General features: G+C 44.1%; 11 protein-coding genes. 2 read left to right on the top strand and 9 right to left on the bottom strand.

The window, feature by feature from the left end; all coding sequences use genetic code 11:
- Nucleotides 1-43: 43 nt before the first annotated feature.
- Nucleotides 44-1,357, top strand: a complete 1,314-nt coding sequence (gene brnQ, locus ACGTN9_RS02170) for a branched-chain amino acid transport system II carrier protein (protein WP_499590078.1) — start codon at nt 44-46, stop codon at nt 1,355-1,357.
- A gap of 184 nt (nt 1,358-1,541) precedes the next feature.
- Here brnQ and ACGTN9_RS02165 read toward each other — a convergent pair whose 3' ends face one another.
- The 4 genes from ACGTN9_RS02165 to ACGTN9_RS02150 form a co-directional block, all read right to left on the bottom strand.
- Nucleotides 1,542-2,393 carry a transglutaminase family protein gene (locus tag ACGTN9_RS02165; protein ID WP_499590076.1) on the bottom strand — a complete coding sequence of 284 codons (852 nt, stop codon included), beginning with the start codon at nt 2,391-2,393 and terminating at the stop codon, nt 1,542-1,544.
- Between the two features lie 78 nt (nt 2,394-2,471).
- Nucleotides 2,472-3,434 carry an alpha-E domain-containing protein gene (locus ACGTN9_RS02160; RefSeq protein ID WP_499590074.1) on the bottom strand — a complete coding sequence of 321 codons (963 nt, stop codon included), beginning with the start codon at nt 3,432-3,434 and terminating at the stop codon, nt 2,472-2,474.
- Complete coding sequence (locus ACGTN9_RS02155; RefSeq protein WP_499590072.1) at nt 3,427-4,887, bottom strand: circularly permuted type 2 ATP-grasp protein; 1,461 nt, start codon at nt 4,885-4,887, stop codon at nt 3,427-3,429. The genes ACGTN9_RS02160 and ACGTN9_RS02155 overlap by 8 nt, the downstream gene beginning before the upstream one ends.
- Nucleotides 4,888-4,991: 104 nt before the next feature.
- The gene (locus ACGTN9_RS02150; RefSeq protein ID WP_499590069.1) at nt 4,992-5,927 is read right to left on the bottom strand and encodes an NADP-dependent oxidoreductase; all 936 of its coding nucleotides are present in this window, start codon (nt 5,925-5,927) and stop codon (nt 4,992-4,994) included.
- A 100-nt stretch (nt 5,928-6,027) separates the two neighbouring features.
- On the opposite strand from ACGTN9_RS02150, the gene recQ reads away from it, so the two are divergent.
- On the top strand, nt 6,028-8,169 hold the full coding sequence (gene recQ / locus ACGTN9_RS02145; RefSeq protein WP_499590067.1) for a DNA helicase RecQ: 2,142 nt from the start codon (nt 6,028-6,030) through the stop codon (nt 8,167-8,169).
- A gap of 173 nt (nt 8,170-8,342) precedes the next feature.
- Here recQ and rbsB read toward each other — a convergent pair whose 3' ends face one another.
- The 5 genes from rbsB to rbsK are packed head-to-tail and all read right to left on the bottom strand — an operon-like array spanning nt 8,343 to nt 13,061.
- The gene (gene rbsB, locus ACGTN9_RS02140) at nt 8,343-9,287 is read right to left on the bottom strand and encodes a ribose ABC transporter substrate-binding protein RbsB (protein ID WP_499590065.1); all 945 of its coding nucleotides are present in this window, start codon (nt 9,285-9,287) and stop codon (nt 8,343-8,345) included.
- Nucleotides 9,288-9,311: 24 nt separating this feature from the next.
- Nucleotides 9,312-10,253 (bottom strand): ribose ABC transporter permease, encoded by a 942-nt coding sequence (gene rbsC, locus ACGTN9_RS02135; protein ID WP_499590063.1) that lies wholly within the window; start codon nt 10,251-10,253, stop codon nt 9,312-9,314.
- Between the two features lie 3 nt (nt 10,254-10,256).
- Nucleotides 10,257-11,753, bottom strand: a complete 1,497-nt coding sequence (locus ACGTN9_RS02130) for a sugar ABC transporter ATP-binding protein (RefSeq protein ID WP_499590510.1) — start codon at nt 11,751-11,753, stop codon at nt 10,257-10,259.
- A 16-nt stretch (nt 11,754-11,769) separates the two neighbouring features.
- On the bottom strand, nt 11,770-12,165 hold the full coding sequence (gene rbsD, locus ACGTN9_RS02125; RefSeq protein ID WP_499590061.1) for a D-ribose pyranase: 396 nt from the start codon (nt 12,163-12,165) through the stop codon (nt 11,770-11,772).
- Entirely contained in the window at nt 12,162-13,061 is a 900-nt protein-coding gene (gene rbsK / locus ACGTN9_RS02120; protein ID WP_499590060.1) for a ribokinase, read from the bottom strand. The genes rbsD and rbsK overlap by 4 nt, the downstream gene beginning before the upstream one ends.

The raw sequence follows: 13,061 nt of genomic DNA, 5'->3' as shown, positions 1-13,061 counted from the left end.
TTTTTACGCCTTCGATCCCTGAGTGCAGAAGGAGGAAGTTTAAATGAAATCAAAAGATACTCTCTTTATAGGGTTTATGTTATTTGCATTATTTTTCGGGGCTGGGAACCTTATTTACCCGCCTACTTTAGGGATAGAATCGGGCACATCTTATTGGCCCGCTATCTTCGGTTTTGTATTGACAGGCGTCGGTATCCCCGTGCTTACGGTTACCGCAATTTCGCTGGTTAAAAATGGAACGATTGAATTAGGCAGCAGAGTCCATCCAGCATTCGGACTTGTTTTCACCTCAGTAGTCTATCTGGCCATCGGTCCTTTTTTCGGTATTCCAAGAGCAGCCAATGTTGCTTACGAAATGGGAGTGCAGCCGCTAGTTCCTGGAGGAAACACGGGAGTATTATTAATCTTTACGCTCTTCTTTTTCGCCCTTGTATTCCTGGTGAGTCTGAACCCTTCTAAATTAGTGAATCGTGTCGGTCAATGGCTCACACCGTTATTATTGGCTGCCATTGTAGCATTAGTGGTCGGCAGCTTCTTTTTATTGGATGGAACTGTCCAACAACCTGCAGAAAAATATCAGACGTCTCCGTTTTTCACAGGTTTTTTGGAAGGGTATTTGACGATGGACGCCATTGCCGCATTAGCATTCGGCATCCTTGTGATTACCGCCCTTAAAGATCGTGGTGTAACAGATCGCAGACAATTGACGGCTTTCACCCTTAAAGTAGGGGCCGTGACAGCTATCGGGCTTACTACTGTTTATGCATCGATTGGATGGATCGGAACAAAGATGGCGACAGCAGGCAATTATACAAATGGTGGAGAAATCCTGTCTGGTGCCGCACAATTAATGTACGGTCAGACCGGAACGCTCCTGCTTGGTATAATTGTTGCCCTTGCCTGTTTCACTACGTCTGTAGGATTGACGGTAGCCTGTGGCCAATTCTTTAGCAAAACATTCCCGAAGCTTTCATACAATGCTGTCATCACGCTGGTGACTATCGGAAGCTTTGCTGTAGCTAATCTAGGGCTGAACCAAATCATCGCCTATTCTGTCCCGGTTCTTGTCTTTATTTATCCGATTGCCATCGTATTAATTGCCTTAGCATTTGCTAACCAGTTATTCAATGGCTCACCATTCGTTTATCGTGGTGCTATTTTACTGACTGCTGTCACTAGTTTATATGACGGACTCGCAGCATTTGGAATGGACTTATCCAATGTGGAACCATTGATGCAGCAACTACCATTCTTCTCTCAGGGTCTGGGCTGGGTCGTACCAGCTTTGGTTGGAGCATTGGCAGGCGGACTGCTGCAACTGCTTGTAACGCCTAACGATAGAAAAGTGACAAATTAACTATAGTAACAGTCCACACAAAAGGCAGGTCAGTTTAGCTGACCTGCCTTTTGGTTGTAGAGCAGTCCTTTACAAGTTTTTTGGCGGGCAGAAAGGACTCTTCTTCCTTGAACTCAATCTGGAGCAGGCAGCTATAACACTAGCTCCTTCACCTTTTCCTTTCCGCGTAAGTGAGTGTCTTTCATTATTGTTCTAGTAATGTGACACTTACTTTAACATCAAGTGTCTGTTGACCTCCACGGTAAACACCTTGCAGCGGACTGACATCAGCATAGTCCCTTCCGGTTCCAACACGGATATGCTGTTCCAACGCTTCTACGTTGTTCGTCGGATCGAGTCCTACCCAGCCGATGCCAGGCACCATGACCTCTACCCAGGCGTGGGTGGCAGCATCGCCGACGAGTGCTGAATTCTCCCCTACATACAAGTAGCCGCTGACATAACGGGCAGGTATCCCCTTAGATCGGAGAACCGCCAGCATGATATGCGCATAGTCCTGGCATACGCCTTTTTTATTAGGCCAGCTTTCATATGCTTTTGTATTCACATGGGTCGCTGTACCATCATACACGATCGATTGGTGAAGATAGGCCATCAAATCCAATGAGAACTTTACCGGATCCGTCGGGTCGCCGACAGCCGCCGTAATTTCTTCAATTTGCTCCTTATATAAAAAGGTGTAAGGTGTTTCATTCAAATAAGCTAAATAATGTTTATGAAAAAGTTGAGAATGGAAAATCTGACGCATTTCGTCCGTGAAATGTATCATCCGCAGAAACGGACTTTTTTGAATGCTCACCACAGAGTTTGTTACTACCTTCAAATGCTCATGCTTTTCAGGGATATAAAAAGTCTCGACATGATTGCCCCATAAATCGATGTGCTCCTTCGTCATAGAAGAAGGTGTAATTTCTGTGCGGTAGGATAATAACCGCTGGCATTCATCAGTCCTCGGCTTCAAGCGGATATGGTTCATGCTTTGATCGACAAAGTTTTCGTAGTAAAAAATATTCGTATGTTCAATTTCATATTTCATGATGACAGTCCCCCAGGCACGGAAAAATTCGTTTCGTACTAACGTATGATGGAGCTATCCTTATAGTACCCGCCTTCCTCATTTTATTTCGACAGGTTCAATCAAGTAGTAGGTTTCAGAGAAAACCTGGCTGACTTGAATGCAACGGTTTTGGAAATGATCCAGGAATCCCATCAGTTCCTCCATCGACATCCCTTCTAAGTCGAAGGAAGTCACTTCCTGTTGAATCGTTTCTAACAGTTGAAACAACCGCTCTGAGTAATGATGAACCTCTCCTTTTTCAAGTTTATGAATAGTTTCCATCACATGATCGACACAATACCGGATGGAACGTGGGAACCTTTCTTCTTCAATGATGAAATGCAGTACATGCATGGCATTCATTTTAGGTGGATATTCTTTAATATAGGCATCATAACCATTCACCAGCCTTAAAGCCGCCAGCCAGTAATAATGATGGTTGATCGATCCTTGCTTTTCCTTTCTTGCTTTCTCACAAATGACATTTAAAATTCTTGCTGTCTTCTCGGCTCTTTCCAGCCACTTGCCTATTTTAATGAATGAATAGGAAACACCACGTGTCATCGTTGATTCTATCACTCCCTGGGAGGTCATCGATGCCATGGTGATCGTATGGAGGAAATTTTGGATTTCATGGATGGTGAATTCATTGCGGCGAACTGCTGGCAGGTCCAGATAAAAACGATTCAGTCCTTCCCAGACCCCTTCCGGAATGATATCTCTGGTTGCGCGAGCATTCTCCCTCGCATACGTCATACAATTGACCAGAGAATTGAGATTACCAGCATCGAATGCCACGTATTGGATGATTTCTTCAGATTTCAATTCCGTATATTGAGATTGGTAGTCTGCTAAAGACGCAGTGATTTCCAACACTTCTTCCCAATCACGATCAAGTACCTCTGCATCATTCGCCTCCAGCATATTGATCAGCTGTACATGCAGTGCCCGGGCATTGTTTTCCGCTCGTTCAAGGTTTCGTGCCATCCAATATAAAGAATCAGCCACTCGACTAAGCATGGCCATCCCCCCTCTCCTGCAGCACCCACGTGTCTTTTCCTCCGCCACCTTGCGAGGAATTGACAACCAGCGATCCCTCTTTCAGAGCCACCCGCGATAACCCGCCAGGAAGTACGTGACTATCTGCTCCGCTCATCACAAACACCCTGAGATCGACATGGCATGGATAAAAACGGCCAGCCTGGAAAGCAGGTGCACGCGATAATTTGATTGTAGGCTGGGCAATATATTGACCTGGTTTCTCTAAAATCTTTTCCCGGAACACGGCAATTTCTTCTTCCTCTGCATGAGGTCCAATCAACATATCGTAGCCCCCGGAGGCACCGACATTTTTCACTACTAATTCATTCAGATGATCAAGGACATAAGCCCGCTGTTCATCATCTCTTAAAAAATATGTCTCTACGTTCGGTATGATCGGTTCTTCATCTAAGTAATAGCGAATCATGTCAGGAACATAAGCATACATTGCTTTATCATCCGCCACACCATTTCCGATGCCATTCACAATCGCGACATTTCCTTTTTGATAAGCACGGAGTAGTCCACGTACGCCTAAAACTGATTTCGGATCAAAGGCATCCGGGTCTAAAAAATCATCATCGATCCGCCGGTAAATGATATCAACCCGCTTCAATCCACGAATCGTTTTCATATAAACGATATCATTCCGAACCAGCAAATCACGACCTTCGACCAGTTCAATCCCCATTTGTTGCGCAAGGAACACATGATCATAGTAAGCAGAGTTGTAGCTGCCCGGTGTTAAGAGTACTGCACATGGCTGTTTGGGTGATAATGAATTGACAGGTACATGAGTAACAAGTGCTTGATGAAGTTCAGACAACTGGTGCTCGAGGGTTTCAATCGCATGCTCAAAAAATAATTCAGGGTAGACCTGCCGCATGACATATCTATTCTGGAAGACGTACGACATACCTGAAGGATTTCGCAAATTATCTTCCAGCACCCGGTATTCACCGTGTTCATCACGGATTAAATCGATTCCTGCTAAAAAAATATGATTTTGATAAGGGATGTTCAACCCTGAGGCTTGTTCATGATAGTAATATGGGTTTTGCTCCACCAGTTCGCGGGGAATGATGCCATCATTGATGATTTCCTGGTCATGATAAATATCTTCAAGAAAAAGGTTGAGAGCTTTGACGCGTTGTTTCATTCCTCTTTCGATGCGCTGCCAATTTTGTGAAGGAATGATGATCGGCACAAAGTCAAACGGCATTGTCCGTTCGGTCCCTACCGAATCACTATAAACAGTAAAGGTGATACCTTTTCTTAAAAAGCTGAGTTGAGCAGTTTCGTTTTTTTCATGGAGGACTTCAACAGAAAAACGGTGGAGCATTTGAAAGAAGTGTTCGTAATGAGGCTTAGGCTGGTCTCTTTCAATCATCATTTCATCAAAAAAACTGTCAATTTCGTATTCAGTCAGCATATAACATTCTCCCCCCTATTTTAAGTTGTATAGGTTCTTATACCCTAAAAAAGCACCAAGTAGTCAGAAAATTGCCCAAACTACCTGGTGCTTCTGTTATACTATTATTTGATAGAAATAGCAATCTTTCCTTGAGCATGGTGAGATTCACTCAGCTCATGAGCCTCTTTCAATCCTTCTTCGGTAAAATCGAAATGATGTCCGACCACTGCTCTTACCTTGCCTGTTTTGATCAATTCAGCAATTTTGGTTAGCTGTGCACCATCTGGCTCCAGCCAGTGGAATCCTGCTTTGATGCCTCGTTCTTTCGCTTTTTCTTCCTCAGGCGGCTGCACGATGGATACAAGCTTTCCGCCCTCTTTCAGAATATCATAGCTTTTCTCCTGCGCATCGCCGCCGATGGTATCTACAACAATATCAAAGTCCTCCAGTACTTCACTGAAATCCTCTTCCTGATAATTGATGAACCGGTCGACTCCAAGCTCGGTCACCCAGTCCTCGTTTTTACCGCTTGCAGTGGTAGCGACATAGGCACCGAATTGCTTTGCTAATTGAATCGCGTAGCTTCCGACACCACCGGAACCGGCATGAATCAATACTTTGTCCCCATCTTTGATATCCGAAAAGTCTACGAGACATTGCCAGGCTGTAAGACCAGCCAATGGCACAGAGGCCGCTTCGTCATAGGTGATATTTTCTGGCATAGGAGCAAGCAGCCGTTCATCGACAGCAGCATATTCGGCATATGTTCCAAGACGAGTCAAGTCTGGACGCGCGAATACATTGTCACCTTTATTGAATTTCGTAACATTCTTACCTGTTTCTGTTACGATACCAGCTAAATCCCAGCCTAGAACGATTGGAAAATCAAAATCGAGCATCTCTTTTAAATAACCCTCTCTAAGTTTCCAATCGATCGGGTTGATTGAAGTTGCATGAAGTTCGACCAGCACTTGATCGTCCGTAATTTCAGGTTTATCTATCTCTCTCATTTTCAGTTGTTCTTTATCTCCATAATTGTCAATTACAATTGCTTTCATAAATGATACCTCCAATCTTTTGATTCTTGAGTAATTTTCCCCTGTCAGATTGTATTAAACATGGTACCATTAATAAAGGATTTACAAAGGATGATAGATGATGCTAGAACAAGCAAGAGAAAAATTACAAGAATACTTCGGCTACCCTTCCTTCCGGCCTGGCCAGGAAGATGCGATTTCTCAAATACTTCAAGGTAACAATACGTTAGCTGTGATGCCGACAGGCGGTGGGAAATCCGTTTGTTATCAAATACCCGGGCTTGTCCAACCGGGCACAGCCATTATCATTTCACCACTGATATCTTTGATGAAAGACCAGGTGGATGCCCTTACCTCCATGGGAGTGGCAGCCACTTATATTAATAGTTCTCTAAGTATAGAAGAACAGCAGGAACGCGTGCGTGATATGAAACGTGGCCGCTATCAATTCGTGTATGTTGCACCGGAGAGGTTCGACTCCTCGAATTTCTTTTATGCGATCCAATCGATTCCATTAGCTCTGATTGCTTTCGATGAAGCACATTGTATTTCGCAATGGGGACACGATTTCCGACCAAGCTACCGCTCCATCGTTCCGTTATTGAAAAAGCTTAACAACCTTCCGACAATGATGGCATTGACAGCCACAGCGACCAAGGAAGTCATTCACGATATCCAGGAGTTGCTCCTTATACCGGAAACGTTTGTCATTAACACAGGATTTGCCCGAGATAATCTCTCATTCCGACTGATCAAAGGTCAGGATAAACGCGACTTTCTACTAAACTATGTAACCGAACGGAAAACCGAGTCCGGGATCATCTATGCAGCAACCCGAAAAGATGTCGATTTCATTCATCAATTTTTACTAAAGAAAGGATTCCAGGCAGGCAAATATCACGCCGGGCTTACGGAAGACGATCGAAAAGCAGCACAGAACAGCTTCATTCAGGATGAAACGCTGATTATGGTTGCAACCAATGCATTCGGCATGGGGATTGACAAATCGAACGTCCGCTACGTCATCCATTATTCGATGCCGATGAATATCGAATCCTATTACCAGGAAGCAGGTCGTGCAGGACGGGATGGTGAACCAAGTGAATGTATCCTGTTATTTTCCGGACAGGATGTCAATCTCCAGAAATACATGATCGACCAATCCGCCTTGCCCGATGAAAAAAAAGCGAAGGAATACGAAAAGCTGCAATCCATGGTCAATTACTGCCACACCCACCATTGCCTGCAGCAATATATCCTCGATTACTTCCATGACCCGACAGGAAGTGAACCGTGCGGACGCTGCTCCAACTGCTTGTATGATGGAGAACGGGAGGATATGACGAAGGAAACCCAGATGGTTTTATCCTGTGTCAAACGTATGGGTGAACGCTTCGGAGCTGGCCTGACTGCCAAAGTACTGCGCGGGTCCTCTGATCAGAAAGTGAAAGAATTCGGCTTCAACCGTCTGAGCACCTATGGTTTGATGTCTCAATATAAGGAAAAAGAACTGACCAGCTTCATTCATTTTTTGACAGCAGAAGAGCTGTTGAATCCCGGACAGGGGAAATTCCCGACTTTGCAGCTGACACCGAAAGCGGTCGATGTATTAAAGGGTGAAAAACAGGTTTGGATGAAAATTGAAAAAACAGCGCAACATACCGCCGTGGACTACCATCAGGAGTTGTTTGATTCCTTGCGTAATTTGCGTAAAGAAATTGCTGACGAACATGACCTTCCGCCATACGTCATCTTTTCCGACGCTACGCTCAAGGATTTTGCGCGTTACTTCCCGGCCTCCAAGTCAGACATGCTGGCGATCAAAGGTGTCGGGGAACGGAAGTACGAACAATACGGAGAAACCTTCCTGGCTGCCATCGAACCCTGGAAAGAAAAAATCCCTGCCAGTAAAGCAGTCAAAGGGCCGACTCCAATTTTCCAAAAGAAATCCGAGCAGGATAAAGAACCAAGTCACATGATTTCTTATCGATTGTGGAAAGAAGACGGCAAAGACTTGTCAGCAATTGCCCGTGACCGTGGTATGAGCGAAATCACAATTGAAAACCACCTGTTTAAAGCAGCTGGAGAAGGCCATGATTTCGATTGGGAGCAATGGTTTGATGAAGCAACTGAAGCAGAGGTACTCCGCGCCCGCGAAAGTTTGGAGGAGGAGGAAGGCTTGAAGGCGTTAAGAGAAGCACTGGATAACGCTTATACTTACACCACCATTAAAGGTGTGCTTGTGAAAAACGGACTGATGTAAATGAGCCCCGGTTGTTACTGGGGCTTGTTTTTTTGTTGTGGATACCTATTATCTCCTAACAGGCTGGGCATTTTCGTCAACTGTTAAGTTTCTTCATTCTTAGTAAAAAAATAACTGCCAGGAACCCTGGTTATCGGGTTCTTGGCAGTCTAAAGTTCATTTGGAAAGGTTCTTTATTCCCCTGTAACCAGTTGCAGTTCAACAGGAATAAACTCTTCTACGTCTTCCCCATTCAACACGCTAAGGGCAGTTTCAATTCCTTTTTCACCAATTTTATCTGGCTGTTGTGCCACAGTCGCTCCCATCCGGCCTTCTTCAATTGCTGCCTTAGCATCATCAATTGCATCGAAGCCTACGACAACCACATCTTCATTCATACCAGCAGCTTCTAATGCTTCAATCGCGCCTAATGCCATCTGATCATTATGGGCGAAAACAGCATCAATTTTAGGATTCCCCTGAATGATATTCTCCATAACCGTCAACCCTTTAGAGCGGTCAAAGTCAGCCGGTTGAGAAGCCACTACTTCTATTCCACTTTCTTCATCTACAATGTTATGGAAACCTTCTCCACGTTCGCGAGCAGCAGACGAACCAGGAATACCCTGCAGTTCTACTACTTTTCCTTCACTTTCAATTTTCTCTAAAATGTGATTGGCGGCCATTTCTCCACCTTTAACGTTATCAGAAGCAATATGCGCGGCAATATCTCCTCCGTCTGCCTGGCGGTCAACCGTGATGACAGGGATGCCAGCATCATTAGCCGACTCTATCGCACTCACAATAGCAGCAGAGTCAGTCGGATTGACCAATAGCACATCTACTTTTTGCTGGATCATATCTTCAATATCACTGACCTGTTTGGAAGGATCGTCCTGTGCATCTTTTGTCTGTACTTTCACACCTTCAGACTCAGCTGCTTTTTCCATCCCTTCATTTAAGGTGACGAAAAACGGGTTATTTAATGTGGAAACGGAGAAGCCAATAGTCTTTTCTCCTTCACCGGAAGAGCCCCCGCTTTCTTCACTGCTATCAGACCCAGGTGGCTCTGTAGAACAACCCACCAGCAACATTAAAGCTAGTACACCAAGAGCTACGTGTTTTACCCAATTTCTCATTTCTAAATTCCTCCTTTAAAAATATTAAGCTGATTTTTTACGGTCGAGTAATACTGCAAGCAAGATTACTCCACCCTTAACCACTTGTTGATAGAAAGAAGATACATTAAGTAAATTCAAACCATTGTTTAACACACCAATAATTAAAGCACCAACCAATGTTCCAACCAGCCAGCCTCGTCCTCCTGAAAGGCTGGTTCCGCCTAATACTACGGCCGCGATAGCATCAAGTTCATAAGTGAAACCGGCATTAGGCTGGGCAGAATTTAAACGGCTGGTCAGAATAATTCCTGCCAATGCTGATAACATTCCTGTTAGAGAATAAACCCAGATCTTAACACGATCCGATTTGATCCCCGAAAGAATAGAAGCGCTTTCATTGCCGCCAATGGCATATACTTTTCGTCCAAAAGTCGTTTTTCGTAGAATAAAGACCAATATAATGAAAGCTGCTCCCATCAAGATAACCGGAAAAGGAATACCGAATAAATAACCCTTTCCTATCATTTCAAAGAAAAAACTGTCGGAAAGACCAGTTACCGGACGGCCATCCGTATAGACTAACGTCAGCCCGCGAAAAATTGTCATCGTAGCCAATGTAGCGATAAACGGGGCTACTTTACCCTTTGTGATGATCAACCCATTAAATGCTCCCATCAATGCACCAGCAATCAGACCAATCAATACAGCCATTACTGGATCCATACCGCTGGCAAGCATTCCTGCTGTCAGTGCCCCGGCTAACGCCAATACGGATCCGACAGATAAATCAATCCCACCTGTCAATATTACAAAAGTCATTCCAAATGCAATCAATGCATTGATAGAAACTTGCCGTAGTACGTTCAAAATATTTCCCAGGCTCAAGAAATTGTCACTCATCACACTTAAAATGATGATGATCAATAACAAACCGATCATGGATCCTAAGGTTTGCATCCATTCGCCCAATGATTTATGTTTCATTGTTCATTCCCCCCCTGTTGCTGCGTACATGATTTTTTCTTGGTCCGCTTCATCACGGTTAAGAATTGCTCCTACTTTCCCTTCATGGATGACCATGATCCGATCACTCATCCCAAGGACCTCAGGGAGTTCAGAGGAAATCATGATGATAGCAACTCCAAAGCTCGTAAGCTCGTTCATAATATGATAGATTTCTTTTTTCGCTCCGATATCCACGCCTCTCGTAGGTTCATCCAAAATCAATAATTTTGGTTGTATTCCCAACCATTTGCCAATTACCACTTTTTGCTGATTCCCGCCACTTAATGAGCCAACTGTCTGTTCAGGTCCGGTAGCTTTGACATTGAGGCGTTTCATCAATCGATCTACCAATTCTTGTTCTCTCTTTTTTTGGATGATTTTATTTTGTGAGACATGGGGCAAATTGGTCAACGCCATGTTTTCCCTGATCGTCTGGTTTAGAACAAGACCTTTTCCTTTACGATCTTCTGTAATCAAGCCGATACCTTTGTTGATTGCATCCGCAGGGTGTTTGATTTTAATAGGTTTTCCATCCAATCGGACTTCTCCACCTTTAAACTTCCGTGCTCCAAAAAGGCTTTCCATGATTTCTGTACGACCCGCACCCATCAGCCCAGCTACGCCAAGAATTTCACCACGGGCAACATCGAAACTTATATTCTCAAAATATCCAGGGGCAGATATATCTTTCACCTGTAAAAGTACTTCTCCTTCACTTCTTTCACGATGCGGAAACTGTTCCCCAAGATCACGACCTACCATCATTTTGACGATTTCATTTAAATCTGTAGTAGAAGCATCCCTCGTCCCTACATATTCTCCATCACGCAAAACGGTAATGCGGTCGCATATTTTGAAGATCTCTTCCATTCGATGAGAAATATATACGATACCTACTCCCTGCTCCTTCAGACTATCAATCACCTTAAATAAAGCTTCGATTTCTTTGTCTGTCAAAGCTGCTGTAGGCTCGTCCATGATCAACACCTCTGCATCGGTGGCAATCGCCCTTGCAATTTCAATCATTTGCTGCTTTCCGACAGACAACTCTCCTGCTTCCTGATCAGGGTCAATATAAACACCCAGCTTATCCAGATACTCAATCGTCTTTTGCTTCATTTCTTTTGAGCGTAAAATACCCGTACGACCATACTTCAGTTCTTTTCCCAGAAACATATTCTGAGCAACTGTCAATGTCGGGATAATATTAAGTTCCTGGTGAATGACCGCTATCCCGTCTTTTTCTGCCTGTTTGGGGTTAGTATAAGTCTTTCTCTCTCCACGAATATAGATCTCTCCATTATTCCTGGGATGAATCCCTGTTAAAACTTTGATCATAGTCGATTTCCCTGCACCATTCTCACCCATCAGTGCATGAACTTCTCCAGTTCGAAGTTCGAAATCCACTCCTTTCAACACTTCCACAGGTCCAAAAGATTTTTTGATACCCTCAAGTTTAATGATGGATTGTTCCAAAATTCCTCCCCCCTTTTTCTTAGAAAATCACTCCAGCATGCAGGATGACATTGGCATAAGGTGTGTTCTCCCCTGTCCTGATTACAGCTCTTACATGACTGGTTTCCTGTTTCAACTGTTCGTGGGATATGTATCCCTTTTCAATCGAACTATATTGCTCTTCTATATATTTGTTGAGTTGAGGGTTATATTCTTTGATTTCAGAAGCGAGTGTCATTTTTTCCACTTCCATATCTTCTAAAACGGTGTCCAGCACTTCCTGAAAAGAAGGATGGCCCAAGGTCAATGCTACATCTATCTTTTTTACATGAGATGGAATCGGCAGTCCGCAATCAGCAATTACTACTTGATCTGTATGACCCAGGTTCGCTAGAACTTGAGCAATTTCACTATTCAATACACCATGCTTTTTCATGTTCCACTTCCCCCTCCTCTATCCCTCAAAAATTGAGTCACTTCACTATCGGCAGGCATACCTCCTTGGGCTCCTGGCTTCATGACCGATAATGCTGCGCCAGCATTAGCATAGTTACAAGCATCTCTTAAGGAGTCCCCTTGAGCCAGGCGGGTACTCAACAATCCGCAAAAGGTATCCCCAGCTCCAGTTGTATCTACAGCTTCGACCGGGTAGGCTGGAATATTTACGGTATGGCCGTCCTGGTAGAAAACGACGCCCAGTTCCCCTTTAGTAATGATCAACTTATCCTGCAGCCGATGTATATTTTCATCACTGACAATCTCTGAGATTTCTGTTTCATTAGGTGTCAGGTAAGTTATCTTTTCTAATAATTGATTACTTAATGGTTGTGCCGGAGCCGGGTTAAGGATAATTGGCACCCCAGCTTCATAAGCTATCTCCGCAGCTCTCTCAACTGCTTCCATAGGAATCTCCAATTGTAAAAGCACCATATCGCTTTCTGCTATGGTTTCTTTCTGTTCTTCTACCTGTTCAGCTGTTACCTTTCCATTTGCACCTGGCACAACGATAATCCGATTATCACCTTCAGTCAGTAAAATGGTGGCTGTTCCAGTAGCTAGGCCTTTTATGGAACGTACACCCACAGTGTTAATTTGTTCCTCCATCAGCATATGTGACAGTTCTTGTCCAAAGCTGTCATCACCAATTGCCCCTACCATAGATACGTCTGCACCACTACGAGCAGCTGCTACTGCTTGATTGAATCCTTTCCCTCCCGGATAGGTAGCAAAAGACAGCCCATGCAACGTTTCTCCCTGAGCAGGTATCCGATCGGTGGTAGTCGTCAAATCCATATTGATGCTCCCAATCACAGTGATTTTTGGCTTCTTCAT

Origin of the sequence: Halobacillus sp. B23F22_5, from assembly GCF_043497085.1 — a bacterium.
GTDB lineage: Bacteria > Bacillota > Bacilli > Bacillales > Halobacillaceae > Thalassobacillus.
The sequence above is the reverse complement of the archived record's forward strand: the minus strand, read 5'-3'. Positions and strand labels throughout refer to the sequence as shown.

Coding starts and splice junctions, on each gene's coding strand:
- recQ (WP_499590067.1), top strand. CDS start 6,028: ATGCTAGAACAAGCAAGAGAAAAATTACAAGAATACTTCGGCTACCCT.
- rbsK (WP_499590060.1), bottom strand. CDS start 13,061: ATGAAGAAGCCAAAAATCACTGTGATTGGGAGCATCAATATGGATTTG.
- rbsB (WP_499590065.1), bottom strand. CDS start 9,287: ATGAGAAATTGGGTAAAACACGTAGCTCTTGGTGTACTAGCTTTAATG.
- brnQ (WP_499590078.1), top strand. CDS start 44: ATGAAATCAAAAGATACTCTCTTTATAGGGTTTATGTTATTTGCATTA.
- ACGTN9_RS02165 (WP_499590076.1), bottom strand. CDS start 2,393: ATGAAATATGAAATTGAACATACGAATATTTTTTACTACGAAAACTTT.
- rbsC (WP_499590063.1), bottom strand. CDS start 10,253: ATGAAACATAAATCATTGGGCGAATGGATGCAAACCTTAGGATCCATG.
- rbsD (WP_499590061.1), bottom strand. CDS start 12,165: ATGAAAAAGCATGGTGTATTGAATAGTGAAATTGCTCAAGTTCTAGCG.
- ACGTN9_RS02155 (WP_499590072.1), bottom strand. CDS start 4,887: ATGCTGACTGAATACGAAATTGACAGTTTTTTTGATGAAATGATGATT.
- ACGTN9_RS02160 (WP_499590074.1), bottom strand. CDS start 3,434: ATGCTTAGTCGAGTGGCTGATTCTTTATATTGGATGGCACGAAACCTT.
- ACGTN9_RS02150 (WP_499590069.1), bottom strand. CDS start 5,927: ATGAAAGCAATTGTAATTGACAATTATGGAGATAAAGAACAACTGAAA.